Origin of the sequence: Kluyvera ascorbata (assembly GCF_023195735.1) — a bacterium.
GTDB classification, from domain to species: domain Bacteria; phylum Pseudomonadota; class Gammaproteobacteria; order Enterobacterales; family Enterobacteriaceae; genus Kluyvera; species Kluyvera ascorbata.
Genome location: NZ_CP096201.1, coordinates 415,632 through 441,155, shown reverse-complemented (window position 1 = coordinate 441,155; position 25,524 = coordinate 415,632). Strand labels below are relative to the sequence as shown.

Below are 25,524 nucleotides of genomic sequence, written 5' to 3'. Positions count from 1 at the left end.
GCATTATAACACCGCTTCAACGATAAGGGTAGAAAAAATAAACGGCTCATCGCTGAGCCGTTTATTCGTATCGAGAACGAGTACTGTATTACAGAACCGCTTTCTCTACAACGCGAACCAGCGTCCAGGACTTAGTCTTGGACAGCGGACGGCATTCGCGGATTTCAACCACGTCGCCCATACCGCATTCGTTGTTCTCGTCATGTACGTGCAGTTTGGTCGTACGTTTGATGAATTTGCCGTATACCGGGTGTTTCACCATACGTTCGATAGCAACAACAATGGATTTCTCCATTTTTGCGCTAACTACGCGACCTTGCAGAGTACGGATTTTATCGGTCATTACGCACCCGCCTTCTGAGTCAGTAAAGTCTTAACGCGTGCAACATCACGACGTACCTGCTTCAGCAGGTGAGTCTGTTGCAGCTGGCCACTTGCAGCCTGCATGCGCAGGTTGAACTGCTCACGCAGCAGGTTCAGCAGCTCAGCGTTCAGCTCTTCAACGCTTTTTTCACGCAGCTCTTTTGCTTTCATTACATCACCGTCTTAGTTACAAAGGTGGTTTTGATCGGCAGTTTCGCTGCAGCGAGGCCGAATGCTTCACGGGCCAGCTCTTCCGGGACACCGTCCATTTCATACAGGACTTTACCCGGCTGGATCAAGGCAACCCAATACTCCACGTTACCTTTACCTTTACCCATACGCACTGCCAGCGGTTTCTCGGTGATCGGTTTGTCCGGGAATACACGGATCCAGATCTTACCTTGACGCTTAACTGCACGGGTCATTGCACGACGTGCTGCTTCGATCTGACGTGCAGTCAGACGACCACGGCCAACAGCTTTCAGGCCGAAGCTGCCGAAGCTAACATCCGTACCCTGCGCCAGACCGCGGTTACGGCCTTTGTGCACTTTACGGAATTTTGTACGCTTTGGTTGTAACATCAGCGACGCTCCTTATTTACGGCCTTTACGCTGCTGCTTTTTAGGTTGAGCAGCCGGTTCCGGTTGTTCAACAGCAGCCATACCACCCAGGATCTCACCTTTGAAGATCCATACCTTAACGCCGATTACACCATAAGTGGTGTGCGCTTCAGAGGTGTTGTAGTCGATGTCAGCACGCAGAGTGTGCAGAGGTACGCGACCTTCGCGGTACCATTCGGTACGTGCGATTTCCGCGCCGCCCAGACGGCCGCTAACTTCAACTTTGATACCTTTAGCGCCCAGACGCATTGCGTTCTGTACAGCACGCTTCATAGCACGACGGAACATAACACGACGTTCCAGCTGAGAAGTGATGCTGTCAGCAACCAGTTTTGCGTCCAGTTCAGGCTTGCGCACTTCGGCGATATTGATCTGGGCAGGAACGCCAGCAATATCAGCTACGACTTTGCGCAGTTTTTCTACGTCTTCGCCTTTCTTACCGATAACGATACCCGGGCGAGCGGTGTGAATGGTCACACGGATGCTCTTAGCCGGACGCTCGATAACGATACGAGATACGGACGCCTTAGCCAGTTCCTTAGTCAGGTACTGACGTACTTTAAAATCGCTGTCCAGGTTGTCAGCGAATTCTTTGGTGTTCGCAAACCAAGTAGAGTTCCATGGTTTTACAATACCCAGGCGAATACCATTAGGATGTACTTTCTGACCCATTGCTAGTCTCCAGAGTCTCAGCGATCGGACACAACCACAGTGATGTGGCTGGTGCGCTTCAGGATGCGATCTGCACGACCTTTAGCACGCGGCATAATGCGCTTCATGCTTGGGCCTTCGTCTACGAAAATTTTCGTAACTTTCAGATCATCAATGTCAGCGCCATCGTTGTGTTCAGCGTTAGCAATGGCAGATTCCAGAACTTTCTTGACCAGTACAGCCGCTTTCTTATTGGTGTAGGTCAGAATTTCCAGCGCCTGCGACACTTTCTTACCGCGAATCAGGTCAGCAACAAGGCGAACCTTCTGAGCAGAAGAACGAGCATGGCGATGTTGAGCTAAAGTTTCCATCTCTTCCTCCTACCTTATTTCTTCTTCGCTTTTTTATCAGCAGCGTGGCCGCGATAAGTACGAGTCGGTGCGAATTCACCCAGTTTGTGACCAACCATTTCGTCGGTTACAAATACTGGAACGTGCTGACGACCATTATGGACAGCGATGGTCAAACCGATCATGTTAGGAAAGATCGTTGAACGACGGGACCAAGTGCGCAGGGGCTTCTTGTCTCCGCTTTCCACCGCTTTCTCTACCTTCTTCAGCAAGTGCAGGTCAATAAAAGGACCTTTCTTGAGAGAACGTGGCATGGCTTATCCTCTAAAATTATTTGCTACGGCGACGTACGATGAATTTATCAGTACGCTTGTTGCTGCGGGTCTTCTTACCTTTGGTCTGCAGGCCCCACGGGGATACCGGGTGCTTACCAAAGTTACGACCTTCACCACCACCATGTGGGTGGTCGACTGGGTTCATCGCAGTACCGCGAACGGTAGGACGAACACCACGCCAGCGTGCAGCACCTGCTTTACCCAGAACGCGCAGCATATGCTCAGCATTGCCAACTTCGCCCAGGGTCGCACGGCATTCTGCTTCGACTTTACGCATTTCACCAGAACGCAGACGCAGGGTGACATAAGCACCATCGCGAGCAACGATCTGAACGTAAGTACCAGCGGAACGTGCCAGCTGACCGCCTTTACCTGGTTTCATTTCTACGTTATGAACGGTAGAACCAACCGGGATATTGCGCATCGGCAGGGTGTTACCTGCTTTGATTGCAGCATCAACGCCAGACTGAATCTGGTCGCCAGCTTTCAGGCCTTTAGGGGCCAGGATGTAACGACGTTCGCCGTCTTTGTACAGAACCAGCGCGATGTTCGCGGAGCGGTTCGGATCGTACTCAAGACGTTCAACAATTGCCGGGATACCATCTTTGTTGCGTTTGAAGTCAACAATACGGTAAGCCTGCTTGTGACCACCACCGATGTGACGAGTGGTGATGCGGCCATTGTTGTTACGACCACCGGATTTGCTGTTTTTTTCAACCAGCGGAGCAAAAGGTTTGCCCTTGTGCAGCTCTGGGTTGACCACTTTAACGACGTGGCGACGACCCGGAGATGTCGGTTTACATTTAACAACTGCCATTGTATTACTCCTCCGACTTACTCAGCGCCGCCGACGAAGTCCAGATTCTGGCCTTCCTTCAGGGTGACGTAAGCTTTTTTCCAGTCGCTACGACGACCGATACGCTGTCCGTGACGTTTAACTTTCCCTTTAACTACCAGGGTGTTAACGACTTCGACTTCGACTTCAAACAGTTTCTGCACAGCAGCTTTGATTTCTGCTTTGGTCGCGTCTTTAGCAACTTTGAGAACGATGGTATTGCTTTTTTCCATCGCAGCAGACGCTTTTTCAGAAACGTGCGGTGCACGCAGCACCTTCAGCAGACGTTCTTCACGAATCATGCCAGCATCTCCTCAACTTGCTTAACAGCATCAGCAGTCATTACGACTTTGTCGAAGGCGATCAGGCTAACCGGGTCGATACCAGTTACATCGCGTACGTCAACCTTGTGCAGGTTGCGCGCAGCCAGGAACAGGTTTTCGTCCAGCTCACCGGTGATGATCAGCACATCTTCCAGAGCCATGTCTTTCAGTTTCTGTGCCAGCAGCTTAGTTTTAGGCGCTTCTACAGAGAATGATTCGACAACGATCAGACGATCCTGACGTACCAGTTCGGACAGGATGCTTTTCAGCGCGCCGCGGTACATCTTTTTGTTAACTTTTTGACTGTGGTCCTGTGGACGAGCAGCGAAGGTCACGCCACCTGAACGCCAGATCGGGCTCTTGATAGAACCTGAACGCGCACGGCCGGTACCTTTCTGGCGCCATGGCTTTTTGCCTGAACCAGTTACTTCAGCACGAGTCTTCTGAGCACGAGTACCCTGACGAGCACCAGCTGCATAAGCAACAACAACCTGGTGAACCAGCGCTTCGTTGAAATCACGACCGAAGGTAGTTTCGGAAACAGTCAGCGCGCTCTGCGCGTCTTTCAATACTAATTCCATTGCTATCCCCTTACGCCTTCACAGCTGGTTTAACGATCAGGTCGCAACCGGTCGCACCCGGAACACCACCTTTAACCAGCAGCAGGTTGCGCTCAGCGTCAACGCGTACTACGTCAAGGCTCTGAACGGTGACACGTTCGTTACCCATCTGACCTGCCATTTTCTTGCCTTTGAACACTTTGCCCGGAGTCTGGTTCTGACCGATAGAACCCGGAACGCGGTGAGACAAGGAGTTACCGTGAGTAGCGTCCTGGGTACGGAAGTTCCAGCGCTTAACGGTGCCAGCGAAACCTTTACCTTTAGAGGTACCGGTTACGTCAACTTTCTTAACGTCAGCAAACAGTTCAACGCTAATGTCCTGACCAACGGTGTATTCTTCACCATCTGCCAGACGGAACTCCCACAGGCCGCGGCCAGCTTCTACGCCAGCTTTAGCGAAGTGACCAGCTTCCGGCTTGGTTACACGGTTAGCTTTTTTAGCACCAGTGGTAACCTGAACAGCGCGATAGCCATCGTTAGCCAGATCTTTGATCTGAGTAACGCGGTTTGCTTCAACTTCGATAACGGTTACTGGGATAGATACGCCATCTTCAGTGAAGATGCGGGTCATACCCACTTTTTTACCGACTAAACCAATCATTGTATCAACCTCTCAATCGCTCGATGACCTGATTAACCCAGGCTGATCTGCACGTCTACACCGGCAGCCAGGTCCAGACGCATCAGAGCATCAACGGTTTTTTCAGTTGGCTCAACGATGTCAACCAGACGCTTGTGAGTACGAATCTCGTACTGATCACGCGCGTCTTTGTTGACGTGCGGGGAGATCAGAACGGTGAAACGCTCTTTGCGGGTCGGCAGCGGGATCGGACCACGGACTTGCGCACCAGTGCGCTTAGCAGTCTCGACGATTTCCGCGGTTGATTGATCGATCAGACGATGATCAAACGCTTTCAGGCGGATACGGATTCTTTGGTTCTGCATGAGACCAGAGCTCCAATTATTTTATAGACGAAATAGTTACTCCTCAAACCCATTACGATTGATGGGAGAGTGTAACCGTTCTTACAGAGTTCCCCAATTGGGAACATTGTCTGGTATCGCTTTCGCAGTACCGGTGGCTCATATCGAACCGCTGTCAATATTAGACAAGCCCGCGCATTATACACAAATACCCATGCGATGCAACTCGTGTTTATAAATTAATCACTGTTTCCTGCGCAGTCGTTCCCAGACGAGTGTGTAAAAATGCAATCCATCGAAGTTATCTGGATAGCGCTTCGCGAATGCAGTGAATGCCTTTTGCTCATCTCCTCTTGCCTGCGCACACTGCCCGCATCCTTCCCGCCAACGGTGCTGACGACATGAGTTTACCCGCCCTCCCCTTCTTTTTTATTTATATGGTGCTAAACGCCTCGCTTTGCTGGCACGACGTGCGCACCGGCCTGCTGCCTAATCGGCTCACCTGCCCTTTGCTGTGGTCAGGGCTGCTTTTTCAGCTCTGCCTGAACCCCACTGCGGATGTCGTGAATGCCCTGTGGGACGCTCTTGCTGGTTACGGTTTTATGGCTTTTTTGTATTGGGTATACCGAGGAATTCGCAGGCGTGAAGGATTAGGATATGGCGACGTTAAGTACCTGGCAGCACTCGGGGCATGGCACGGTTGGCATCAACTGCCGGGATTACTCCTGACGGCAAGCGTAATGGCCATCGCCTACATTGTTGGCGTAGCCTGCTACCGGCACTCTGTGACAGAGATAAAAAACCCGCTGCCGTTTGGCCCATTTCTGGGGGCTGCGGGTTTTATTATGGCGGGGATGTCGGCGTTTAGCCTTCAACCTTAATTTGTGATTGCAGGTAGTTTTGCAGACCAATTTTGCTAATCAGATCCAACTCGGTTTCCAGCCAATCTATGTGATGCTCCTCTTCAGTGAGGATAGTAATCAGCATATCGCGACTCACATAGTCATGAACGCTATCGGCGTAGGCAATGGCTTCGCGCAAATCCTTCGCACCGTCCAGCTCAAGCTTTAAATCTGATTGCAGCATCTCTTCGACGTCTTCGCCGATGTGCAGCTTGCCAAGGTCCTGCAGGTTGGGGATCCCTTCAAGAAATAGAATACGCTCGATGTACTGATCGGCGTGTTTCATTTCATCTATGGATTCGTGATATTCAATATCGTTGAGGCGCATCAGGCCCCAGTTTTTGAACATTCTCGCATGGAGAAAGTATTGGTTGATTGCGACAAGCTCGTTTCCCAATAATTTATTGAGATAATTTATTATCTTAACATCACCTTTCATTATATAGACCCTCCGCTTCCACTTATTGAAGCGTAGAACGGGCTACAGGGATGTCAAAAAAGAAATCCGAGCTTAGGCGATCTCTTTGAACTCTGGCATTTGCATTAATTCGTCTTCCATCACCTCGCGTGCAGCACGAACGCACTTACCGCATTGATTTCCAATAGGAATGCATTTTCTTAATTGCTGGAAAGACTGCGGATGAAACTGGCGCACTGCCTGGCGAATTTTTTTATCGCTGACGCCATTACACAAACAAACGTACATAACCACTCCCGTTCAATTTCTGAACAAAGTGTAAGTGAGAATAATTATGATTACAATAGCCAGACGCGAGAAGTCACGCGAAATAAGGGATCAAATCGTGCGGAAAATATAGTGGGGACGAATAACAAAAAACAAAAAGGGCACCGAAGTGCCCTTTTCAAGTGCAAAACTAATTAATCAATAATTAGCTCATTACTTTAGCAACAACGCCCGCACCTACAGTACGGCCGCCTTCACGGATTGCGAAACGCAGACCGTCGTCCATCGCGATTGGGTGGATCAGAGTCACAACCATCTTGATGTTGTCGCCTGGCATTACCATCTCAACGCCTTCTGGCAGTTCGATGGTACCGGTCACGTCAGTAGTACGGAAGTAGAACTGTGGACGGTAGCCTTTGAAGAACGGAGTATGACGGCCGCCTTCGTCTTTGGACAGAATGTACACTTCAGATTCGAACTTGGTGTGCGGCTTGATAGAGCCTGGCTTAGCCAGAACCTGACCACGTTCGATTTCTTCACGTTTGATACCACGCAGCAGAACACCAACGTTCTCACCAGCACGGCCTTCGTCCAGCAGTTTGCGGAACATTTCAACGCCGGTACAGGTAGACTTAGCAGTCTCTTTGATACCAACGATTTCAACTTCTTCACCAACTTTGATGATACCGCGCTCTACACGACCGGTAACAACGGTACCACGACCGGAGATGGAGAATACGTCTTCGATTGGCAGCAGGAACGGCTTATCGATAGCACGTTCTGGTTCTGGGATGTAAGAATCCAGGAAGCCAGCCAGTTCGATGATTTTCGCTTCCCACTCTGCTTCGCCTTCCAGCGCTTTCAGAGCAGAACCACGGATGATTGGGGTATCATCACCTGGGAAGTCGTACTGGGACAGAAGTTCACGAACTTCCATTTCAACCAGTTCCAGCAGCTCTTCGTCATCAACCATGTCACATTTGTTCAGGAACACGATGATGTAAGGAACGCCTACCTGACGACCCAGCAGGATGTGCTCACGAGTCTGTGGCATAGGGCCATCAGTCGCAGCAACAACCAGGATCGCGCCGTCCATCTGCGCAGCACCGGTGATCATGTTTTTAACATAGTCGGCGTGGCCTGGGCAGTCTACGTGTGCGTAGTGGCGAGTCGGGGTGTCATATTCAACGTGGGAAGTGTTGATGGTGATACCACGAGCTTTTTCTTCTGGTGCGTTATCGATCTGGTCGAAAGCACGAGCAGCACCGCCGTAGGTTTTAGCCAGTACGGTAGTGATTGCAGCAGTCAGGGTAGTTTTACCGTGGTCAACGTGGCCGATGGTGCCGACGTTAACGTGCGGTTTTGTACGTTCAAATTTTTCTTTAGACACGGCTATATTCCTTACTATAGTGCTCTCCCCTTTGGAGAGAGCACGGGACTTAGGTTTTAATCCTGTGGATTATTTACCACGGGCTTCAATAACGGCCTGAGCAACGTTGTTCGGCGCATCGTCGTACTTCAGGAACTCCATGGAGTAAGAAGCACGGCCTTTGGTCAGTGAACGCAGCTGAGTTGCATAACCGAACATTTCGGACAGCGGAACTTCAGCGTGGATCACAACGCCAGTAACGTTGGATTCCTGACCTTTGAGCATACCACGACGGCGGCTCAAGTCACCGATAACGTCACCAGTGTTCTCTTCAGGAGTCTCTACTTCAACCTTCATGATAGGCTCAAGCAGAACTGGTTTCGCTTTCTTAAAGCCGTCTTTAAACGCCAGAGAAGCTGCCAGTTTAAACGCCAGTTCAGAGGAGTCAACGTCATGGTAAGAACCGAAGTGCAGACGAACACCCATGTCAACAACCGGGTAACCAGCCAGCGGGCCAGATTTCAGCTGTTCCTGGATACCTTTATCAACGGCAGGGATGTATTCGCCAGGGATTACACCACCCTTGATGTCGTTGATGAATTCGTAGCCTTTCGGGTTAGAACCCGGCTCCAGTGGGTACATGTCGATAACAACATGACCGTACTGACCGCGACCACCAGACTGCTTAGCGTGTTTACCTTCGATATCGGTAACTTTCGCGCGAATCGCTTCGCGGTAAGCAACCTGAGGTTTACCGACGTTCGCTTCAACGTTGAATTCACGCTTCATGCGGTCAACGATGATGTCGAGGTGCAGCTCACCCATACCGGCGATAATGGTCTGGTTAGATTCTTCATCAGTCCATACGCGGAATGATGGGTCTTCTTTAGCCAGACGGCCCAGAGCCAGACCCATTTTTTCCTGGTCAGCTTTGGTTTTCGGTTCTACAGCGATGGAGATTACCGGTTCTGGGAATTCCATACGCTCCAGAATGATAGGCGCATCTGGGTCACACAGAGTGTCACCGGTAGTTACGTCTTTCAGACCGATTGCAGCAGCGATATCGCCCGCGCGAACTTCTTTGATCTCTTCACGTTTGTTAGCGTGCATCTGTACGATACGGCCGAAACGCTCACGTGCAGTTTTCACGGAGTTCAGTACGGTATCACCAGAGTTAACCACACCGGAATACACACGGAAGAAGGTCAGGTTACCAACAAACGGGTCGGTAGCAATTTTGAACGCCAGTGCAGAGAACGGCTCATCGTCGCTTGCGTGACGTTCTGCCGGAGTGTCTTTACCGTCGTCCAGGATACCGTTGATCGCAGGTACGTCGACTGGGGATGGCAGGTAATCAATTACCGCATCCAGCATCGCCTGAACACCTTTGTTCTTGAACGCAGAACCACAGGTTACCAGGATGATTTCGTTGTTCAGAACGCGCTGACGCAGAGCTTTTTTGATCTCTTCTTCAGTCAGTTCTTCACCACCCAGGTATTTCTCCATCAGCTCTTCTGAAGCTTCTGCAGCGGACTCGATCAGGTTCTGGTGCCATTCGTCAGCCAGGTCCTGCATGTCTGCTGGGATATCTTCATAAGTGAAGGTAACGCCTGCGTCTTCTTCGTTCCAGTTGATGGCTTTCATTTTCACCAGGTCAACAACACCGGTGAAACCTTCTTCAGCACCAATTGCCAGCTGCAGCGGAACAGGGTTCGCGCCCAGACGGGTTTTGATCTGACCAACAACTTTCAGGAAGTTCGCACCCATACGGTCCATTTTGTTAACGAACGCGATACGTGGAACTTTGTATTTGTTAGCCTGACGCCATACGGTTTCAGACTGTGGCTGAACACCACCAACTGCGCAGTAAACCATTACCGCACCGTCAAGAACACGCATGGAACGTTCTACTTCGATAGTGAAGTCAACGTGCCCCGGGGTGTCGATGATGTTTACGCGGTGCGGTTCATACTGCTTAGCCATACCAGACCAGAATGCAGTAGTCGCTGCGGAAGTGATGGTAATACCACGTTCCTGCTCCTGCTCCATCCAGTCCATGGTAGCGGCGCCGTCGTGAACTTCACCGATTTTGTGGTTTACACCGGTGTAGAACAGAATACGTTCGGTAGTAGTGGTTTTACCGGCGTCGATGTGCGCACTGATACCGATGTTACGGTAGCGTGCGATGGGTGTTGTACGAGCCATTTGATTCCTCGTTTATCTTTTTAGGCGTTCAGTTAAGTAACCCAAAGCGGGCAGCTTCGCTGAAGCGCCCGCCTGGTGACTAATACTCCGAAGGGATTACCAACGGTAGTGTGCGAACGCCTTGTTGGCTTCTGCCATACGGTGAACGTCTTCACGTTTCTTAACTGCAGTACCTTTGTTGTCTGCAGCGTCAGAAAGTTCGTTCGCCAGGCGCAGAGCCATGGATTTATCACCGCGTTTACGAGCAGCTTCTACGATCCAACGCATTGCCAGAGCATTACGACGGACCGGACGAACTTCAACTGGAACCTGATAAGTAGAACCACCTACGCGGCGGGACTTAACTTCGACAGTTGGGCGCACGTTTTCGAGCGCAACTTCGAATGCTTCCAGTTCATTTTTACCAGAACGCTGAGCCAGGGTCTCCAGCGCGCTGTATACGATTGATTCTGCAGTAGATTTTTTACCATCTACCATCAGGATGTTGACAAATTTAGCCAGCAGTTCTGATCCGAACTTAGGATCTGGCAGGATTTTACGCTGACCAATGACGCGACGACGTGGCATGGAAATACTCCGTTGTTAATTCAGGATTGTCCAAAACTCAAAGAGTTTGACATTAATATAAAACGTTTGGCCTTACTTAACGGAGAACCATTAAGCCTTAGGACGCTTCACGCCATACTTGGAGCGAGCTTGCTTACGGTCTTTAACGCCGGAGCAGTCAAGCGCACCACGAACGGTGTGGTAACGAACACCCGGAAGGTCTTTTACACGACCGCCACGGATCAGGATCACGGAGTGTTCCTGCAGGTTGTGACCTTCACCACCAATGTAGGAGGTAACTTCAAAACCGTTAGTCAAACGCACACGGCATACTTTACGCAGTGCGGAGTTTGGTTTCTTAGGAGTGGTGGTATATACACGGGTACATACACCACGTTTCTGCGGGCAGGCTTCCAGTGCAGGCACGTTGCTTTTTGCAACTTTGCGAGCACGTGGTTTGCGAACCAGCTGGTTAACTGTTGCCATTAAATAGCTCCTGGTTTTAGCTTTTGCTTCGTAAACACGTAATAAATCGCCTCATATAATATGAGGACGCGAAATTTTAGGGCTATGCCGAAAGGGTGTCAAGAAATATACAACGGCAAAGACACTACCAGGCGATCTGAGCAGCGTGTTTTACCGTTAACCTGACGAAGTCAGTATAGCTGACCATGATGACATCGCTCGAAATTTGAGCACAAAGACCGCGCGCTTGCACATCTTCATTCAACACGTGGATGGATATGGGGGCTGCGCGGAGAATTTCAAGGAAACGGCTGTTTTCCACCGCAGCTAACACGCCATCGGCGATCAGCAGCAGGTCGTCGCCATCATCCATCAGGCGGGTCATCTCGCTAATGTCGGCGTGCCAGGGAGAAGTGCGTAACGTATGCAGCATGAGGGCCTCAGAAGCGCAGGATCACATCGTAGTCGTTAAGGCGCTGGCGCAGCGCATCCGCTTCCAGCGGTTCAACGTCGGTGACAAACGTCGTCTCCACCGTCAGTCCACGTTCTCGCAGGGATGCCGCGCAGATCCAGCAGTTCTCGATATCGTAGAGCGAAAGCAGCTTGAAAGTGGCAATGTAGTCGCGAGCGAGAATAACCCCAGGCTGCTGCTGGCTGAGTACTTGAAACACGCCGTCACCCACAAAGAACACGCCGAGGTCTTCGCTCAGGGCTGATGTCGCTAGCAACGCATCCAGCCCTTCCCTGCCGGCGCTACTGCCATGCGGGGCAGAGGAAAAAACAAAGGCAACTCGTTTCATCAGAACTGTACCATTCGATCGCAGGTTAGCGCGGCTTCGGCCAGCGAGCCTAATCCGCTCAGCGAAAAACCGGGCTGGAGATTAAACGTCGGCAGGCCAAGCTGCCGGGCCTCGGTTTCATCGGTAACGCCACGACGCAGCGCGGCGGCTACGCAGATATGCAACGCCACGCCATTTTCATCATGCAATGATTGCCAGGCGCGGACCAAATCGAATTCATCGCTGGCAGGAGAAGTCAGCTGATTCGCGTTATAGACCCCTTCCCGATAGAAAAATACGCAGGCTATCTCGTGACCTTCCGCCAGTGCAGCTTTGGCAAACTGCAGCGCGCTGCTCGCCTGCTGGGTGCCATAGGCGGGGCCGGTCACCATCAGGGCAAAACGCATTACTTATCTTGCCCCAGGAAATCACCGCTCTTGAACTGACGAATGTAGAGATAGACGGTGTGTTTGGAGATGTTCAGACGGTCGGCGACCTGGTTAATCGCATCCTTGATGTCAAAGATCCCTTTCTCATAAAGATTGAGCACGATCTGGCGATTCTTGGCGTTATTGGAAACGTTGCGATCGGCGTTCACCTCTTCGATGGTGAACTCCAGCGTCTGGGTGACCAGGTCCTCAACGGAGGACGCGAAGTTAACCGCAGAACCCACTTCCGGCGTTTCCGGCGGGATAAAGGTGTTCATTATCTGTGAGAACGGGACATCGAGGTTCATGTTGATGCACAGTAAGCCGATAACCCGGTGATCACGGTTACGGATTGCGATGGTAACGGACTTCATCAGTACGCCGCTTTTGGCGCGAGTAAAATAGCATTTGGAAACGCTGCTATCTGCCCCGGTCATATCATGCAGCATGCGGAGCGCGAGATCGGTAATCGGAGAACCGATTTTACGCCCGGTATGTTCGCCGTTCGCGATGCGTATCGCCGAGCATTTTAAATCCTGAAGTGAATGCAACACGATTTCGCAGTGGGAACCAATGAGCATCGCCAACCCGTCCACAACCGCTTCGTAGGATTTTAGAATATCGAAGTCAGTTTGATCGAAAGGACGTTGATCCAGTAAATCAAGTTCACTGGTTTCGTTGGTTAAAAGCGACCTGGACATGAAAAAAAGCACTCCTTTTCAGGAGCCTGTCGTTATGTTGTCAGGGCAGGCTCATCACTATTAGGGGCATCTAAAGTAATACAGCGCATAAGGCGCTTTCCAGCATTAATTATATCCTGTAGATAATAAAAAGCCGCCGCCCATTGGGCGGCGGCTTTCGCTATCTTATTTTTTGCTGGCGTCGGCCGCTTTGTCAGCCGGTGCAGCGTCTGGCTGCGCATCGGCTTTCGGTGCCGGTTTGATGTCTAACAGTTCAACATCGAACACCAGGGTGGAGTTAGCCGGAATACCCGGAACGCCGGTTTTGCCGTAAGCCAGATCCGGTGGGATAACCAGCTGGATTTTACCGCCCTTCTTGATGTTTTTCAGACCTTCAGTCCAGCCCGGGATAACACCGTCCAGACGGAAGGAGAGAGGTTCACCACGGGTGTAAGAGTTATCGAACTCTTTACCGTCGGTCAGCGTACCTTTGTAGTTAACGACAACGGTGTCGCTATCTTTCGGCGCGTCGCCGGTACCTTCTTTCTCTACTTTGTACAGCAGGCCAGATTTAGCGGTTTTCACGCCTTTCTCTTTGGCGAACTTGTCGCGGAAAGCCTTACCTTTTGCTTCGTTATCAGCGGCGTCTTTTTCCATCTTCGCCTGAGCGGAGGTCTTCACGCGAGTTTCAAACGCCTGCAGAGTTTGTTCGATCTCTTGATCGGACAGCTTGCTCTTATCAGCAAACGCATCCTGAACACCGGCGATCAGCTGGTCTTTATCCAGCTTGATACCCAGTTTTTCCTGTTCTTTCAGAGAGTTTTCCATGTAACGACCCAGCGATGCGCCCAGCGCATAGGCAGATTTCTGGTCGTCATTTTTGAATGCAGCTTTGCTGCCTGCTGCCGGAGCCGCTTTCGCATCAGCTGCTGGTGCAGCTTTAGCAGCCGCGTCAGCTGCGAAGGTCAGAGGAGCATTCAGTGCAACGGCCATTGTGGTTGCCAGAAGCGTTACTTTAAACAGTGATTTCATCCATCTCTCCAGGGCCGGGGCCTCTCGCCCCAATGTTAACTAAATGAGAAGCGTACTATAGAACGTTGTAGAGGAAATCTACATATGAACGCTTCTCATATCGACTCTTTTCAGACTCTTTTTGTTTAAATTAGTTTCCAGCCTCATTAAAGAGGGGCTGCACGGCTGAGCAAAGTTGCGTAGAATCCGCGGCGATTGCGGTGATAACAGTAGAGAGGACATCATGCAAGAAACGACTATCGAAGCGCGTCTGGCAGAGCTTGAGAGCCGTCTGGCCTTTCAGGAGATCACCATCGATGACCTTAACATGACGGTCACAGCTCATGAAATGGAGATGGCAAAGCTTCGCGAACATCTGCGACTGCTGACGGAAAAACTCAAGGCCAGTCAGCCGTCAAATATGGCATCTCAGTCAGAAGAGACGCCACCACCTCACTATTGAGGCGTAAAAAAAGCGGGTTTCCCCGCTTTTTTTGTATCCATCGTTCTACAGAACGAGAGGGATTAGTGGCAACCGCAGCCGCCGTGGCCTTTACCGCCACCGCCGCAGCAGCCTTCGCCGCCGTGGTCGTGACCGTGGTCATGGCCGTGACCGCCGCAGCAACCGTCGTGGTCATGATCGTGGTCGTGACCGTTCGCACCGTGAACGTGGCCGTGAGCCAGTTCTTCTTCGGTAGCTTCGCGGATAGCAACAACTTCAACGTTGAACTTCAGGTTCTGGCCAGCCAGCATGTGGTTGCCGTCAACCACAACGTGGTCGTCTTCAACTTCGGTGATTTCAACCGGTACTGGACCCTGGTCGGTTTCAGCCAGGAAGCGCATACCAACCTGCAGTTCGTCAACGCCCATGAAGACGTCTTTAGGAACGCGCTGCACCAGGTTTTCGTCGTACTGACCGTAAGCGTCGTTAGCTTGAACAGCTACGTCGAATTTATCACCAACTTCGTGACCGTCCAGCGCGTTTTCCAGGCCGGAGATCAGGGAACCGTGACCATGCAGGTAGTCAAGCGGTGCACTTACCGGAGACTCATCAACCAATACACCGTCTTCTGTACGTACCTGATAGGCCAGGCTGACCACCAGGTCTTTTGCTACTTTCATGATATCTCCTGAGCATGGGAATATTTTAGTGGCGCAGATTGTAGCGGAATTCTACACCCGTGTACCCATAAGCTTAAAAAAAGACAGCACGGATCGCTACTCCGGATGAAAAATACCGATCACTTGTTCCTCTTTGCGAACGTGTTCGCGGGCTTCTTTATCCGCTTCTCGCATCTGGTGTCCGCACTTAACGCACTCAACCACATCGATATTATTCTCGCGCCACATCGCCATAGAGTCCTGCGCCTGACACGACGGGCATTTCGCGCCCGCGATAAAACGTTTACGTACCGCCATACTCACCTTCTATTCAAATTCGTCCCAGCCGTCCAGCTGCCGCCGCTCTTGTTGCATTTCGCGCTGGAAGATCTCCTCCAGCTCTCGCCGCGCTTCCCGCACGCGAGAAATTTGTTGGGTATCGCTATGTACCGGCATCAGTTCACGCAGCATGCGCATATCCAGACGCTTGAAGTGCAGCTGTGCGCGTTGCGCCTGATGCGGGTGCATACCGGTGGAGATAAGCGCTTTTCGCCCCAGTTCCAGCGCACTGGAAAAAGTCTCACGGGAAAACTGTACCACGCCCGCCTGCAGCAGTTCGTGCGCCTCCACACGTCCTCGCGCACGAGCCATAATCTTCAGGTGCGGGAAGTTCTGCTGGCAGATTTCCACCAGCTTCATGGTGTCTTCCGGCTCGTTACAGGTAATCACTATCGACTGCGCCTGCTCAGCGCCTGCCGAACGTAACAGTTCAACCTGGGTTGCATCGCCGTAATAAACCTTATAGCCGTATTTACGCATCAGGTTGACCGCGCTGATGTCGCGTTCCAGCACCGTGATCCGCAGCTTGTTGGCCATCAGCAGGCGACCAATCACCTGTCCGAAGCGCCCAAAGCCCACCACAATCACCTGCGGCTTATCGTCGTCCACCCACGGCGCTTCGTCTTCTTCTTCCGGCCCGTTAAAGCGGCGCGACAGCGTAAGATCCACAAGCTTCATCAGCAGCGGCGTGGTCATCATCGACAGCGTCACCACCACCAGCAGCAGCGACATCTGGTCGCCCTTAAAGACTTTAAATGACGAGGCCGCCGAGAAGAGCACAAAGGCAAACTCACCGCCCTGGCTCAGCACGCCGGCAAACTGCATCCGCTCCGAACTGCGCATACCGTGAAGGTGCGCCAGCAGGTACAGCACCAGGGTTTTCACCGCCACCAGCAGGACCACACTGCCAATCACTACCAGCAGATGGGTGTAGAGCACGCCGAGGTTGAGCGACATCCCCACCGAGATAAAGAACAGCCCCAGCAACAGCCCTTTAAACGGCTCGATAGCAATTTCCAGCTCGTGGCGATATTCACTTTCGGCCAACAGCACGCCCGCAATGAAAGTGCCCAGCGCCATCGAGAGCCCCAGCGCGTCCATAAACAGCGCCGACCCCAGCACCAGTAGCAGCGTCGCGGCAGTAAACACTTCACGCACGCCTGAGCTGGCAATAAAACGAAATACCGGGCGGAGAAGGTAACGCCCGCCAATCAGCATTCCGCCAAAGGCCAATACTTTCAGGCCAACGGTTTGCCAATCAAAATGTTCATCGCCCGCACCGGCCAGCAGCGGAACCAGCGCTAACGCGGGAATGACCGCCAGATCCTGGAATAACAGCACCGAGAAGCCTAGCTGCCCGGATTCGCTGCGATTCATCCCCTTCTCACGCATCAGTTGTAGCGCCATCGCGGTCGATGACATCGCAAGGCCGATCCCGCCAATCACCGCCGCCTGCCAGGAGAAGTGAGTCAACATCAACAGCCCGCCGAGGATCACCGCGCTGAACATCACCTGCGCCGCGCCAATGCCGAAGATAGGGCGTCGTAGCTGCCACAGCTTGGCCGGATTCAGCTCCAGGCCGATGATAAACATCAGGAACACCACGCCCAGCTCGGAGAAGTGGAGAATTTCATCCACATCGCTGATAAACCCAAGCCCCCACGGGCCGATGGCGATACCCGCTAACAGATAGCCTAATACCGCACCGATACCCAGCCGCGCTGCCAGTGGCACCGCGGCCACCGCCGCGAAAAGAAACAGCACTCCGGCCAGTAATAAATCAGAACCTTCCATCATCGCCCCCCTGCCGTTATCGGCGCTGCTAGCCAGTCGGCATAGGCTTTCGCGTGGCTTGCTAGTTCATCGGGCGGCTGACGCCGCGCCCAGTAGATGATGATTGGGCTCAGCCAGTGCATATGGCACATGGCAGCCGTCAGTTCGAACGGGCGCAGAATATCGCTCATCGGGTAGCGATTGAGCCCGTCGTGGCGATAGGCGCTTTCCGGTTCCCCGGTCGTAATCACGCTACGCCAGTACTTACCCGCCAGCTGGTTTCCGCCAATGCCGCTGGCAAAACCGCGACTTAACACGCGATCCAGCCACTCCTTGAGCAAAGCCGGGCAGCTATAGGTATAAAGAGGATGTTGAAACACGATGACATCGTGCTCGCGCAGCAGCGCCTGCTCGCGAGGAATATCAATAAAAAAATCAGGATAGTGCGCGTAGAGATCGTGCACGGTTACGTTGCTTAACTGCGAAGCCGGTTTAAGCAAAACCCGGTTAGCCACCGAGTCCTGTGATTCCGGATGGGCATAGACAAGCAGGACTTTCGCCGTCTGTGACATCATTCCCCTCCCGGGCGTCAATCACATCCTCTTTCTGGTAGCGGGACGCAACCTGAATGATTTTGTGTATAGTCATCGTTTTGGGCTACCATTGCGGCCCGGTCTAGCGATTCGCTTACCACACTACATTACCACAATGACAATTTAACATATTCAGAACATACGGCGCCTTATGATTGTTTTCTCCTCGTTACAAATTCGTCGCGGCGTGCGTGTCCTGCTGGATAACGCATCGGCCACCATCAACCCAGGGCAGAAAGTCGGCCTGGTGGGCAAAAACGGCTGCGGCAAATCCACGCTGCTCGCGCTGCTGAAAAACGAGATAAGCGCCGATGGCGGCAACTTTACCTATCCGAGCAGCTGGCAACTGGCGTGGGTAAACCAGGAAACCCCTGCCCTGCCTCAGCCTGCTCTGGACTATGTCATTGACGGTGACCGTGAATACCGCCAGCTTGAAGCCCAACTGAACGATGCCAACGAACGCGATGATGGCCATGCCATCGCCACCGTTCATGGCAAGCTGGACGCGATTGACGCGTGGACTATCCGCTCTCGCGCCTCCAGCCTGCTGCACGGTCTGGGCTTCAGCAATGAACAGCTCGACCGCCCGGTCAGCGACTTTTCGGGCGGCTGGCGTATGCGCCTTAACCTGGCGCAGGCGCTGATTTGCCGCTCCGACCTGCTGCTGCTCGATGAACCGACTAACCACCTCGACCTCGATGCGGTTATCTGGCTGGAAAGATGGCTCAAAAGTTATCAGGGCACGCTGATTCTGATTTCCCACGACCGCGACTTCCTTGACCCGGTTATCGACAAAATTATTCATATCGAACAGGAAACTATGTTCGAGTACACCGGCAACTACAGCTCGTTTGAGGTGCAGCGCGCCACCCGCCTGGCTCAACAGCAGGCGATGTACGAAAGTCAGCAGGAGCGCGTGGCGCATCTGCAAAGCTATATCGACCGTTTCCGTGCGAAGGCTACGAAGGCCAAGCAGGCACAGAGCCGTATCAAGATGCTTGAGCGTATGGAGCTAATTGCCCCGGCCCACGTCGATAACCCGTTCCACTTCAGCTTCCGCGCGCCGGAAAGCCTGCCGAACCCATTACTGAAAATGGAAAAGGTCAGCGCGGGTTACGGCGACCGCACGATCCTCGAGTCGATCAAACTGAACCTGGTGCCGGGCTCGCGTATCGGACTGCTGGGTCGCAACGGTGCGGGTAAATCGACGCTGATTAAACTGCTGGCGGGCGAACTTGAGCCGCTGCACGGTGAAATCGGCCTCGCCAAAGGCATTAAGCTGGGCTACTTCGCTCAGCATCAACTGGAATTCCTGCGCGCGGATGAATCGCCGTTGCAGCATCTGGCGCGCATGGCGCCGCAGGAGTTAGAGCAAAAGCTGCGTGACTACCTGGGCGGCTTCGGCTTCCAGGGCGATAAAGTCACCGAGCAGATCGCTCGCTTCTCTGGCGGCGAGAAGGCCCGCCTGGTGCTGGCGCTTATCGTCTGGCAGCGTCCGAACCTGCTGCTGCTCGATGAACCGACTAACCACCTTGACCTCGACATGCGTCAGGCGCTGACCGAAGCCTTAATCGATTTCGAAGGCGCGCTGGTTGTGGTCTCGCACGACCGTCACCTGATCCGCTCCACTACCGACGATCTCTATCTGGTGCACGACAAAAAAGTCGAGCCGTTCGATGGCGATCTGGAAGATTATCAGCAGTGGCTAAGCGACGTGCAGAAGCTGGAAAACCAGGCCGATGACACGCCGAAAGAGAACAACGCCAATAGCGCGCAGTCGCGTAAAGACCAGAAGCGCCGCGAAGCGGAACTGCGCACCCTGACGCAGCCGCTGCGTAAAGAGATTACCCGTCTGGAAAAAGAGATGGAGAAGCTCAATGCACAGCTGGCGCAGGCGGAAGAGAAGCTCGGCGACAGCAGCCTGTATGAACCAGGCCGTAAAGCCGAAATGACCGAATGCTTACAGCTTCAGGCCAGCGCCAAATCCGGGCTGGAAGAGTGCGAAATGGCGTGGCTCGAGGCGCAGGAGCAGCTTGAGCAGATGATGCAAAACGACTAAGCCACGGGAGCGGGCGATGAACCTATCAATCACCGACGATATTACCTTCCGCAAGCTGACCATCTTCATGACCTTTATGGAGAAGGGCAACATCGCCCGCACCGCTGAGGCGCTGAATATCAGCGGCGTCAGCGTACACCGGGCGCTGCACACGCTGGAAGAGAACGTTCGTTGTCCGCTGTTCGTCCACAAAGGGCGTAATCTTATCGCCCAGCCCGCGGCATGGACGCTGCTGGAGTACTGCCAGGAAGTCACCCAACTGATGGAGCGCGGTCTGGAAGAAACGCGCAAAACGGCAGGCGTAGGCCAGGGTCGGTTACGCGTTGGAACTCTTTACTCGCTGACGCTGGAGACGGTGCCGCACCTGATTATGGGCATGAAACTGCGTCGCCCGGACCTGGAACTGGATCTCACCATGGGTTCCAACGAAGCGCTGCTGAAGATGCTGGAAGACGGCGTGCTGGACGCGATCCTCATCTCCATTTCTGAAAGTGAAATCGACCGCAACAGCCTCGAAGTACTCCCCCTGTTCCACGACGATATCTACCTCGCCGCACCTATGACCGCTACGCTTGACGCCACCCTTAAGGCGGATCTGCGCCACTATCGCAATGAGAAATTTGTGTCGCTGGCGGAAGGGTTTGCGACCTACGCGGGTTTCCAGGAAGCGTTTCATATTGCGGGGTTCGAGCCTGAAATCGTCACCCGCGTAAACGACATTTTCTCGATGCTCAGTCTGGTACAGGCTGGGGTTGGCTTCTGTTTGATGCCCGGACGAATGAAGAAGATGTATGAGAATACCGTGAAGCTGCAAAAGCTCGCTGAGCCCTATCAGATGCAGCAGCTTATCGCGATTGTGTTTGCCCGTAACCGCGAGCGCGACCCAAGCCTGCTGGCACTGGCCGCCGAAGGGCGCATGTATGCCAGAACGCTGAACCAGAATGCCTGATTGCCGGATGGCGACGCTACGCGTCTTATCCGGCCTACATCAGGTGCGAGTTGTAGGCCCGATAAGCGCAGCGCCATCGGGCAATCACATCACGCACGAAGGCGTCTCGCCAGGTGCACGGCAACCTCCACGCCGCTGCGCTCAAGAGAGATAGATTCCCCTTCCCACGCCGCCTGACGCGTTAAGCAGGTCAGTATGCCACCGGGCGGCATTTCAATCGCCAGCCGTGCTTCACGTTCGTTGGCGGAGATAACCGCCTCCTGCCAGCGCACCGTGCGTGCCATATTCATCGCCAGATCGTCAGCAATACGTTCCGGCTGCCACAGCACGCGACCGGTGCTGCCGCTCAGGTAGGCGAAGCGCGGGCGGGAAAGCGTCACATGGCTGAACGCCTCAACCAGCTTGTGCGCGGGCTCGGCCAACAGTTCACAATGCGACGGCACGCTCACCGCCAGGCGAGGCGCCTTACTGGCCCCTTTGGCCATCGCGCGTTTCGCCACGTCGGCCATCGCTTCATCAGGACCGGCAATCACAATCTGCGTCTCAGCGTTCAGGTTAGCGATATAGGTGCCGCTGCCTTCTACCAGGCTTTCCACCTGACTCAGCGTCAGCCCCATAATCGCCGTCAGGCCGTAGCCATGCGGATAGGCCTGCTCCATTAAGTCACCTCGCAGCGCCACCAGCGTCAGCGCGTCGGCGAAGTCGAGCGCACCGGCAACTACCGCCGCCGGGTACGCGCCAATGGAGAGTCCACTGACGATATCAGGCGCTACACCACGACGCTCTAGCTCGCGCGCCCATGCAACGCCAGCAATCAGCAGAGACAGTTGAACGGCTCGGGTATGTTTGAGCGCCTCAGGGGTATCCAGCGTATCAACCTCAGCGCCAAGCGCCTCACGCGCCTGGGCCAGTTCCGTCCCCGGAAGGTTTTGCAGCATTCCTGCGTGCTGCGTTCCTTGCCCCGGGAAGGTAAACAGAATTTTCATCACTCCTCCCTGCCCCACGGGTCGCGAACCAACTGCGGCCCCTGAGAGGTTTTTAATAATGCTTTTCCATCGCGCAGCCATTCATTGAGAGCAAAGCCGCCGCGCGGCGTATCCACCTGGGTATCCGCCCGGCAAAGTCCGGCCGTTAGCTGCTGCTGCCACGTTTCCAGCGCTTCACGGGAGAGCGGCTGCGGCGCGCGGATCAACAGATCCAGATCGCTTGCCGCATGGATAACCGGGATCCCGGTTGCCAGCGCATAGCCGGTACTGCCAGTAATGCCCCACGTCCACGGCCATGTCTGCTGCGCCAATAACAAAGCCACCTGGACCGGTGGCTGAGAGATAAAGGGCGAGCGCAGCAGCGACAGCGGGTCCACCAGCGATTCCGGCGAGCAGACACGGACGACCGACTCTGCTTTCACCCAACCGGCGGCGCGCTGATCGCGCTTCATCCCGCGGACGCCCACGGGAATGCGCCCCTGCGCATCAACATCACGTCGCACCACTACCGGCAGGCCGCTATGCCAGACGGTATCCACCCAGGATTCCGTGACATCTTCAAGCGCGTCGCGCGCATTCAGCCAGATAAGGTCGTGTGGACGTAATGTTGTGCTCATGATTTAGATTCCTGAAGTCAGCGAGATAAACAGCGGCAGCGACAGGATACACAGTACGGAGCTCAACAGCAGCACGGCTTCTGCATCCGGCGACTGCACGCCAAAGCGGTTACCGAATACCACGCCGAAGAAGCCTGCAGACAGCGCAATCATCAGGATAGCGGTAATCGCCACGGAACCATGCAGGCCAAAAATAAGCACGATGCCCCAGGCAATGGCCGGTTGAATCAGCAGCTTAGCGATGGTTGAGGTAATCACCACGGTGTTGATCTGCAGTTTACGCGCAGAGAGGATAACGCCGGTCAGGAACAGCGCAGCGGCGGTCGCAGACAGGCCCAGCGGTTTAATGGCCGCCAGCACCAGCTCCGGCATTTTGATGCCAATCGCGGAGAGGATAACCCCCAGCAGCGGGCCCATCACGATAGGTTTTTTAATCGAACGCCACATCAGTACCGGCAGCATAGACAGCGTAGAACCGGAGTTACCGCCTTCGGCACGCGCTTTTTCACGTTCCAGAATCAGCAGGCAGAACGGCGTCATCAACACAGAACCACAGGCGATGGAAACGGCAACGGAAAGCGAAGTCGACGAGGTTTCACCCAGCACGCTCCCCAGAATCGGCAGGCCCAGCGCAGCGTAGTTTGGCAGCGCCACGGTCAGGGTCAACACGGCGGCATCCTGCGGTGATTTGTTGAACAACTTGGTCGCCATAAAGTAGATAGCGGCGTAGGTGATCCACATCGCCAGCGTCAGTACCAGAATCAACGGCGACTGAGCAACAATACCGGCCCATGGGGTTTGTACCGTCGCGCTAAACAGCGCAGCGGGTAAAGCAAAGTCCATGACGAAGATGTTAAGCAGGGAGACGTTTTTATTGTCGACCATTTTGGCCTTACCGGCCCAGAATCCCAGCAGCATGATGACGAAAATCGGAGCAAGAGCATGAACAATTACGTAAGTCATATTTCACCTGTAATGAAAAAAAGTTAGCACTGGCGCGATGATTATTATTTTTCAGATGCAAGTGCCCACATGGGCGCTGGGAAGCGCCCATGGAGCCGTACATCCGGCAGGTCTCTTTTTTCTTACCAGCTTGCCCGCATGCGTTCGCGTACGAGGGCAGAGCTGCGGCGGTTGTCAGCACCCAGACGGCTTTTCAGCGTCGGGTCCTGACGAGCGTCTTTGATGGCCTGTTGCAAGGTGTTCACCACCAGCGTCAGATCGTTTGCAGATGGCGCATCTGGGTTGCTGATATCCAGCAGATTTTCCAGCAGCCCCAGCGTGGCGTAGTTGCTGATGTCATACGCCATTGGCGGAATAGTCGCCGCCAGTTTTTCCAGCGCGTCAACGGTACGCAGGGTGATACGCGCCGCCGACTCTTTACCCATGGCGTGAATCAGCACGCCTTTGTCGTTGAAGGCGATCAGGCGATTCGCCTGGTAGCCGTGCGCCAGAAACGCACCGGACATCGCTTTACCGACAATCAGGCCAATCACCGGGTGGCCCGCCAGACGCGCGTTGGCATACGCCGCGGCGGCACCGGCCAGCGCCTGGTGAATACCGAAACCTTCTTCACGGCGACCGTAGGCCTGGCTTGGTACATCAATCACCGCCACAATCGGACGTTTCACCGCTTTATCAGCGTCTGCGGCGATGGTTTCACTGACCACTTTTGCCAGCGTCCAGCCTTCCAGCAGACCGACTTCCCCTTTCGCTGCGCGCGGGAAGTGGTTATTGGCATCCGGCACCACGGCAACAAAACGTACCGTTTCACCGTTAAGTTCACCGTCAGCGGCCTGCACAGACGGGCACAGCCCTTCGATTCGTTTGGCGTTCGGAACCAGCGTTTCCAGCCATAATTCGCCACGGCTAATTGCGTTACTCATCATTTCACCTCCCGGGCGAAGAGCGCATGAATCTGTTCGGTATCCGCCTGTTTGCGGGTATCGAAATTCGTCAGACGGTCGAGATACCAGGCATAGTTATCGGTGCGATGTTTCGCCGGAACGCCTTTCGCCAGCGCATCGTTCATGGCGGCTTTCACCGCGTTAACGCCGTCACCGACCAGCGCTTCAACCAGACCGCTTTCGTAGCGAATTTCGCCGCCGGTCATGCTCCAGATAAACGGACGGTCGCGGGAATCGTATTCTTCAATCCCGGCTTCCTGTTCGATGACCTGCGGGCCGTTGAGGCCAAGACGCGCTTCGCGGGTCACAATCAGATAGCTACACAGCGCCGCCGCGATAGACATCCCACCGAAGCAGCCCACGGTACCGGCCACAATGCCGATCACCGGGGTGTAACGACGCAGGTCAACAATCGCCGCGTGGATATCGGCAATCGCCGCCAGGCCCAGGTTCGCTTCTTGTAAACGTACACCGCCGGTTTCCAGGCTCAGAACGGCCTGAGTTGGGATGCCGTTACGATTATCTTCCGCCGCCAGCTCCAGCGCCGCCGCCATTTTGGCACCGGACACTTCGCCCATGCTGCCGCCCTGAAATGCGCCTTCAATCGCCACCACAACGGCCGGTTTACCATTGATGGTGCCTTTTGCCACGACCATGCCATCATCGGCCTGTGGGACAATGCCCTGCGCGCCCAGCCACGGCGACATCACGCCTTCAAACGGGTCGAGCAGTTCACGGTAGCTGCCTTCATCCAGCAGCGCATGCGCACGCTGGCGTGCTTTTAATTCGATAAAACTGCGATCATCACGCATAGCTCACCTCTTCAAAAACCTGTTCGATACGGATGCGCGCCACGCCCGGCGTCGCGCCGAAGTCGTGGATGGTCAGTTTGCCGGCAGGCAGGCTGCTGACCGTTTGCAGACGGTTAATCAGCGCTTCCCAGCGGCTGCGGCTGTTATCGACAGAAGTGGTGATATCAATGGTTAACGTCTGGCCCTGGTCGGCGGTGAATAACACCTCCATATCCCCGGAGCCCACAACGCCTGCCAGCGCTTTGCCGCTTAAGGTGCGGCTGGCCGGTACGGTTAACGTAATGTGTTCCATAACAT

At 53.9% G+C, this 25,524-nt stretch carries 36 protein-coding genes; 4 read left to right on the top strand and 32 right to left on the bottom strand.

The genetic code is table 11. From position 1 onward, the window contains the following. Positions 1-88: 88 nt before the first annotated feature. The 11 genes from rpsQ to rpsJ are packed head-to-tail and all read right to left on the bottom strand — an operon-like array spanning position 89 to position 5,042. Positions 89-343: a 30S ribosomal protein S17 gene (gene rpsQ, locus MY052_RS02040; protein WP_035894980.1), complete on the bottom strand. Its 255-nt coding sequence runs from the start codon at positions 341-343 to the stop codon at positions 89-91. Then, complete coding sequence (gene rpmC, locus MY052_RS02035) at positions 343-534, bottom strand: 50S ribosomal protein L29 (protein WP_002919754.1); 192 nt, start codon at positions 532-534, stop codon at positions 343-345. The genes rpsQ and rpmC overlap by 1 nt, the downstream gene beginning before the upstream one ends. Next, entirely contained in the window at positions 534-944 is a 411-nt protein-coding gene (gene rplP, locus MY052_RS02030) for a 50S ribosomal protein L16 (RefSeq protein ID WP_035894979.1), read from the bottom strand. The genes rpmC and rplP overlap by 1 nt, the downstream gene beginning before the upstream one ends. A gap of 12 nt (positions 945-956) precedes the next feature. Beyond that, on the bottom strand, positions 957-1,655 hold the full coding sequence (gene rpsC / locus MY052_RS02025; RefSeq protein WP_006817277.1) for a 30S ribosomal protein S3: 699 nt from the start codon (positions 1,653-1,655) through the stop codon (positions 957-959). Positions 1,656-1,672: 17 nt separating this feature from the next. Then, positions 1,673-2,005, bottom strand: a complete 333-nt coding sequence (gene rplV / locus MY052_RS02020) for a 50S ribosomal protein L22 (RefSeq protein WP_035894978.1) — start codon at positions 2,003-2,005, stop codon at positions 1,673-1,675. 14 nt (positions 2,006-2,019) lie between these two features. Next, positions 2,020-2,298 (bottom strand): 30S ribosomal protein S19, encoded by a 279-nt coding sequence (rpsS, locus tag MY052_RS02015; RefSeq protein WP_001138117.1) that lies wholly within the window; start codon positions 2,296-2,298, stop codon positions 2,020-2,022. A 16-nt stretch (positions 2,299-2,314) separates the two neighbouring features. After that, positions 2,315-3,136: a 50S ribosomal protein L2 gene (rplB, locus tag MY052_RS02010; RefSeq protein ID WP_035894977.1), complete on the bottom strand. Its 822-nt coding sequence runs from the start codon at positions 3,134-3,136 to the stop codon at positions 2,315-2,317. Positions 3,137-3,153: 17 nt separating this feature from the next. Next, complete coding sequence (rplW, locus tag MY052_RS02005; protein ID WP_035894975.1) at positions 3,154-3,456, bottom strand: 50S ribosomal protein L23; 303 nt, start codon at positions 3,454-3,456, stop codon at positions 3,154-3,156. Beyond that, positions 3,453-4,058, bottom strand: coding sequence for a 50S ribosomal protein L4 (rplD, locus tag MY052_RS02000; protein ID WP_035894974.1), 606 nt, complete (start codon positions 4,056-4,058; stop codon positions 3,453-3,455). The genes rplW and rplD overlap by 4 nt, the downstream gene beginning before the upstream one ends. Positions 4,059-4,068: 10 nt before the next feature. Next, on the bottom strand, positions 4,069-4,698 hold the full coding sequence (rplC, locus tag MY052_RS01995; protein ID WP_035894971.1) for a 50S ribosomal protein L3: 630 nt from the start codon (positions 4,696-4,698) through the stop codon (positions 4,069-4,071). 32 nt (positions 4,699-4,730) lie between these two features. Continuing rightward, positions 4,731-5,042, bottom strand: a complete 312-nt coding sequence (gene rpsJ / locus MY052_RS01990; RefSeq protein ID WP_001181005.1) for a 30S ribosomal protein S10 — start codon at positions 5,040-5,042, stop codon at positions 4,731-4,733. A 380-nt stretch (positions 5,043-5,422) separates the two neighbouring features. On the opposite strand from rpsJ, the gene MY052_RS01985 reads away from it, so the two are divergent. Continuing rightward, positions 5,423-5,902, top strand: a complete 480-nt coding sequence (locus MY052_RS01985; RefSeq protein ID WP_276522982.1) for a prepilin peptidase — start codon at positions 5,423-5,425, stop codon at positions 5,900-5,902. Here MY052_RS01985 and bfr read toward each other — a convergent pair. The 11 genes from bfr to fkpA form a co-directional block, all read right to left on the bottom strand. Beyond that, the gene (bfr, locus tag MY052_RS01980; protein ID WP_123650842.1) at positions 5,886-6,362 is read right to left on the bottom strand and encodes a bacterioferritin; all 477 of its coding nucleotides are present in this window, start codon (positions 6,360-6,362) and stop codon (positions 5,886-5,888) included. The two genes, MY052_RS01985 and bfr, sit on opposite strands and share 17 nt — an antisense overlap. A gap of 72 nt (positions 6,363-6,434) precedes the next feature. Then, positions 6,435-6,629 (bottom strand): bacterioferritin-associated ferredoxin, encoded by a 195-nt coding sequence (gene bfd, locus MY052_RS01975; protein ID WP_035894970.1) that lies wholly within the window; start codon positions 6,627-6,629, stop codon positions 6,435-6,437. A 184-nt stretch (positions 6,630-6,813) separates the two neighbouring features. Next, positions 6,814-7,998 (bottom strand): elongation factor Tu, encoded by a 1,185-nt coding sequence (tuf, locus tag MY052_RS01970; protein ID WP_046491013.1) that lies wholly within the window; start codon positions 7,996-7,998, stop codon positions 6,814-6,816. A gap of 69 nt (positions 7,999-8,067) precedes the next feature. After that, on the bottom strand, positions 8,068-10,182 hold the full coding sequence (gene fusA, locus MY052_RS01965) for an elongation factor G (RefSeq protein ID WP_035894362.1): 2,115 nt from the start codon (positions 10,180-10,182) through the stop codon (positions 8,068-8,070). Positions 10,183-10,278: 96 nt separating this feature from the next. Further along, a complete protein-coding gene (rpsG, locus tag MY052_RS01960; protein ID WP_035894363.1) occupies positions 10,279-10,749 on the bottom strand; it encodes a 30S ribosomal protein S7 in 471 nt (156 codons plus the stop codon). Between the two features lie 90 nt (positions 10,750-10,839). Continuing rightward, on the bottom strand, positions 10,840-11,214 hold the full coding sequence (rpsL, locus tag MY052_RS01955; RefSeq protein WP_000246815.1) for a 30S ribosomal protein S12: 375 nt from the start codon (positions 11,212-11,214) through the stop codon (positions 10,840-10,842). A 124-nt stretch (positions 11,215-11,338) separates the two neighbouring features. Then, a complete protein-coding gene (tusB, locus tag MY052_RS01950; RefSeq protein ID WP_202217079.1) occupies positions 11,339-11,626 on the bottom strand; it encodes a sulfurtransferase complex subunit TusB in 288 nt (95 codons plus the stop codon). A gap of 7 nt (positions 11,627-11,633) precedes the next feature. Next, the gene (gene tusC, locus MY052_RS01945; RefSeq protein WP_035894365.1) at positions 11,634-11,993 is read right to left on the bottom strand and encodes a sulfurtransferase complex subunit TusC; all 360 of its coding nucleotides are present in this window, start codon (positions 11,991-11,993) and stop codon (positions 11,634-11,636) included. After that, positions 11,993-12,379, bottom strand: a complete 387-nt coding sequence (tusD, locus tag MY052_RS01940; protein ID WP_035894366.1) for a sulfurtransferase complex subunit TusD — start codon at positions 12,377-12,379, stop codon at positions 11,993-11,995. The genes tusC and tusD overlap by 1 nt, the downstream gene beginning before the upstream one ends. Next, on the bottom strand, positions 12,379-13,101 hold the full coding sequence (locus tag MY052_RS01935) for a helix-turn-helix transcriptional regulator (protein WP_035894367.1): 723 nt from the start codon (positions 13,099-13,101) through the stop codon (positions 12,379-12,381). The genes tusD and MY052_RS01935 overlap by 1 nt, the downstream gene beginning before the upstream one ends. Before the next feature lie 165 nt (positions 13,102-13,266). Then, positions 13,267-14,112, bottom strand: coding sequence for an FKBP-type peptidyl-prolyl cis-trans isomerase (gene fkpA, locus MY052_RS01930; protein ID WP_035894368.1), 846 nt, complete (start codon positions 14,110-14,112; stop codon positions 13,267-13,269). 223 nt (positions 14,113-14,335) lie between these two features. Between fkpA and MY052_RS01925 the strand changes: the two genes are divergently transcribed. Then, on the top strand, positions 14,336-14,554 hold the full coding sequence (locus MY052_RS01925; protein WP_035894369.1) for a protein SlyX: 219 nt from the start codon (positions 14,336-14,338) through the stop codon (positions 14,552-14,554). A 62-nt stretch (positions 14,555-14,616) separates the two neighbouring features. Here MY052_RS01925 and slyD read toward each other — a convergent pair whose 3' ends face one another. The 4 genes from slyD to kefG all read right to left on the bottom strand — a co-directional run bounded on the left by slyD (position 14,617) and on the right by kefG (position 17,876). Further along, positions 14,617-15,213, bottom strand: a complete 597-nt coding sequence (gene slyD / locus MY052_RS01920) for a peptidylprolyl isomerase (RefSeq protein ID WP_248538131.1) — start codon at positions 15,211-15,213, stop codon at positions 14,617-14,619. Positions 15,214-15,309: 96 nt separating this feature from the next. Next, complete coding sequence (locus MY052_RS01915; protein ID WP_035894371.1) at positions 15,310-15,510, bottom strand: YheV family putative zinc ribbon protein; 201 nt, start codon at positions 15,508-15,510, stop codon at positions 15,310-15,312. 9 nt (positions 15,511-15,519) lie between these two features. Next, on the bottom strand, positions 15,520-17,325 hold the full coding sequence (gene kefB / locus MY052_RS01910; protein WP_202218061.1) for a glutathione-regulated potassium-efflux system protein KefB: 1,806 nt from the start codon (positions 17,323-17,325) through the stop codon (positions 15,520-15,522). Further along, the gene (kefG, locus tag MY052_RS01905; RefSeq protein ID WP_035894373.1) at positions 17,325-17,876 is read right to left on the bottom strand and encodes a glutathione-regulated potassium-efflux system ancillary protein KefG; all 552 of its coding nucleotides are present in this window, start codon (positions 17,874-17,876) and stop codon (positions 17,325-17,327) included. Before kefG ends, kefB begins: the two co-directional genes overlap by 1 nt. A gap of 172 nt (positions 17,877-18,048) precedes the next feature. Between kefG and MY052_RS01900 the strand changes: the two genes are divergently transcribed. Together MY052_RS01900 and MY052_RS01895 are read left to right on the top strand one after the other, a co-directional pair. Next, entirely contained in the window at positions 18,049-19,956 is a 1,908-nt protein-coding gene (locus MY052_RS01900; protein ID WP_248538130.1) for an ABC transporter ATP-binding protein, read from the top strand. A 16-nt stretch (positions 19,957-19,972) separates the two neighbouring features. Further along, the gene (locus MY052_RS01895) at positions 19,973-20,905 is read left to right on the top strand and encodes a LysR family transcriptional regulator (protein WP_035894375.1); all 933 of its coding nucleotides are present in this window, start codon (positions 19,973-19,975) and stop codon (positions 20,903-20,905) included. An 89-nt stretch (positions 20,906-20,994) separates the two neighbouring features. Here the strand turns inward: MY052_RS01895 and mdcH are convergent, their stop codons facing one another. From mdcH to mdcC, 6 genes are all read right to left on the bottom strand, one after another. Further along, a complete protein-coding gene (gene mdcH, locus MY052_RS01890; RefSeq protein ID WP_035894377.1) occupies positions 20,995-21,891 on the bottom strand; it encodes a malonate decarboxylase subunit epsilon in 897 nt (298 codons plus the stop codon). After that, positions 21,891-22,508, bottom strand: coding sequence for a malonate decarboxylase holo-ACP synthase (locus MY052_RS01885; RefSeq protein ID WP_248538129.1), 618 nt, complete (start codon positions 22,506-22,508; stop codon positions 21,891-21,893). The genes mdcH and MY052_RS01885 overlap by 1 nt, the downstream gene beginning before the upstream one ends. A 3-nt stretch (positions 22,509-22,511) precedes the next feature. Continuing rightward, the gene (locus tag MY052_RS01880; protein WP_035894379.1) at positions 22,512-23,471 is read right to left on the bottom strand and encodes an AEC family transporter; all 960 of its coding nucleotides are present in this window, start codon (positions 23,469-23,471) and stop codon (positions 22,512-22,514) included. A gap of 122 nt (positions 23,472-23,593) precedes the next feature. Then, positions 23,594-24,394 (bottom strand): biotin-independent malonate decarboxylase subunit gamma, encoded by an 801-nt coding sequence (gene mdcE, locus MY052_RS01875; RefSeq protein WP_035894397.1) that lies wholly within the window; start codon positions 24,392-24,394, stop codon positions 23,594-23,596. Next, positions 24,394-25,227, bottom strand: coding sequence for a biotin-independent malonate decarboxylase subunit beta (locus MY052_RS01870; protein ID WP_248538128.1), 834 nt, complete (start codon positions 25,225-25,227; stop codon positions 24,394-24,396). Before MY052_RS01870 ends, mdcE begins: the two co-directional genes overlap by 1 nt. Next, on the bottom strand, positions 25,220-25,519 hold the full coding sequence (mdcC, locus tag MY052_RS01865; RefSeq protein ID WP_035894381.1) for a malonate decarboxylase acyl carrier protein: 300 nt from the start codon (positions 25,517-25,519) through the stop codon (positions 25,220-25,222). The genes MY052_RS01870 and mdcC overlap by 8 nt, the downstream gene beginning before the upstream one ends. Positions 25,520-25,524: the final 5 nt, after the last annotated feature.

Bases quoted from the DNA above. Each gene is read 5' to 3' on its own strand.
- fusA (WP_035894362.1), bottom strand. From the start codon at position 10,182: ATGGCTCGTACAACACCCATCGCACGCTACCGTAACATCGGTATCAGT.
- rpsS (WP_001138117.1), bottom strand. From the start codon at position 2,298: ATGCCACGTTCTCTCAAGAAAGGTCCTTTTATTGACCTGCACTTGCTG.
- rplB (WP_035894977.1), bottom strand. From the start codon at position 3,136: ATGGCAGTTGTTAAATGTAAACCGACATCTCCGGGTCGTCGCCACGTC.
- mdcE (WP_035894397.1), bottom strand. From the start codon at position 24,394: ATGAGTAACGCAATTAGCCGTGGCGAATTATGGCTGGAAACGCTGGTT.
- rplC (WP_035894971.1), bottom strand. From the start codon at position 4,698: ATGATTGGTTTAGTCGGTAAAAAAGTGGGTATGACCCGCATCTTCACT.
- MY052_RS01925 (WP_035894369.1), top strand. From the start codon at position 14,336: ATGCAAGAAACGACTATCGAAGCGCGTCTGGCAGAGCTTGAGAGCCGT.
- mdcC (WP_035894381.1), bottom strand. From the start codon at position 25,519: ATGGAACACATTACGTTAACCGTACCGGCCAGCCGCACCTTAAGCGGC.
- MY052_RS01935 (WP_035894367.1), bottom strand. From the start codon at position 13,101: ATGTCCAGGTCGCTTTTAACCAACGAAACCAGTGAACTTGATTTACTG.
- MY052_RS01895 (WP_035894375.1), top strand. From the start codon at position 19,973: ATGAACCTATCAATCACCGACGATATTACCTTCCGCAAGCTGACCATC.
- rpsL (WP_000246815.1), bottom strand. From the start codon at position 11,214: ATGGCAACAGTTAACCAGCTGGTTCGCAAACCACGTGCTCGCAAAGTT.
- tusB (WP_202217079.1), bottom strand. From the start codon at position 11,626: ATGCTGCATACGTTACGCACTTCTCCCTGGCACGCCGACATTAGCGAG.
- fkpA (WP_035894368.1), bottom strand. From the start codon at position 14,112: ATGAAATCACTGTTTAAAGTAACGCTTCTGGCAACCACAATGGCCGTT.
- MY052_RS01880 (WP_035894379.1), bottom strand. From the start codon at position 23,471: ATGACTTACGTAATTGTTCATGCTCTTGCTCCGATTTTCGTCATCATG.
- MY052_RS01985 (WP_276522982.1), top strand. From the start codon at position 5,423: ATGAGTTTACCCGCCCTCCCCTTCTTTTTTATTTATATGGTGCTAAAC.
- bfr (WP_123650842.1), bottom strand. From the start codon at position 6,362: ATGAAAGGTGATGTTAAGATAATAAATTATCTCAATAAATTATTGGGA.
- rplP (WP_035894979.1), bottom strand. From the start codon at position 944: ATGTTACAACCAAAGCGTACAAAATTCCGTAAAGTGCACAAAGGCCGT.
- MY052_RS01900 (WP_248538130.1), top strand. From the start codon at position 18,049: ATGATTGTTTTCTCCTCGTTACAAATTCGTCGCGGCGTGCGTGTCCTG.
- rplV (WP_035894978.1), bottom strand. From the start codon at position 2,005: ATGGAAACTTTAGCTCAACATCGCCATGCTCGTTCTTCTGCTCAGAAG.
- rpsG (WP_035894363.1), bottom strand. From the start codon at position 10,749: ATGCCACGTCGTCGCGTCATTGGTCAGCGTAAAATCCTGCCAGATCCT.
- bfd (WP_035894970.1), bottom strand. From the start codon at position 6,629: ATGTACGTTTGTTTGTGTAATGGCGTCAGCGATAAAAAAATTCGCCAG.
- rpmC (WP_002919754.1), bottom strand. From the start codon at position 534: ATGAAAGCAAAAGAGCTGCGTGAAAAAAGCGTTGAAGAGCTGAACGCT.
- MY052_RS01870 (WP_248538128.1), bottom strand. From the start codon at position 25,227: ATGCGTGATGATCGCAGTTTTATCGAATTAAAAGCACGCCAGCGTGCG.
- rpsQ (WP_035894980.1), bottom strand. From the start codon at position 343: ATGACCGATAAAATCCGTACTCTGCAAGGTCGCGTAGTTAGCGCAAAA.
- kefG (WP_035894373.1), bottom strand. From the start codon at position 17,876: ATGTCACAGACGGCGAAAGTCCTGCTTGTCTATGCCCATCCGGAATCA.
- rpsJ (WP_001181005.1), bottom strand. From the start codon at position 5,042: ATGCAGAACCAAAGAATCCGTATCCGCCTGAAAGCGTTTGATCATCGT.
- tusC (WP_035894365.1), bottom strand. From the start codon at position 11,993: ATGAAACGAGTTGCCTTTGTTTTTTCCTCTGCCCCGCATGGCAGTAGC.
- rpsC (WP_006817277.1), bottom strand. From the start codon at position 1,655: ATGGGTCAGAAAGTACATCCTAATGGTATTCGCCTGGGTATTGTAAAA.
- MY052_RS01915 (WP_035894371.1), bottom strand. From the start codon at position 15,510: ATGGCGGTACGTAAACGTTTTATCGCGGGCGCGAAATGCCCGTCGTGT.
- rplW (WP_035894975.1), bottom strand. From the start codon at position 3,456: ATGATTCGTGAAGAACGTCTGCTGAAGGTGCTGCGTGCACCGCACGTT.
- tusD (WP_035894366.1), bottom strand. From the start codon at position 12,379: ATGCGTTTTGCCCTGATGGTGACCGGCCCCGCCTATGGCACCCAGCAG.
- MY052_RS01885 (WP_248538129.1), bottom strand. From the start codon at position 22,508: ATGAGCACAACATTACGTCCACACGACCTTATCTGGCTGAATGCGCGC.
- rplD (WP_035894974.1), bottom strand. From the start codon at position 4,058: ATGGAATTAGTATTGAAAGACGCGCAGAGCGCGCTGACTGTTTCCGAA.
- kefB (WP_202218061.1), bottom strand. From the start codon at position 17,325: ATGGAAGGTTCTGATTTATTACTGGCCGGAGTGCTGTTTCTTTTCGCG.
- mdcH (WP_035894377.1), bottom strand. From the start codon at position 21,891: ATGAAAATTCTGTTTACCTTCCCGGGGCAAGGAACGCAGCACGCAGGA.
- slyD (WP_248538131.1), bottom strand. From the start codon at position 15,213: ATGAAAGTAGCAAAAGACCTGGTGGTCAGCCTGGCCTATCAGGTACGT.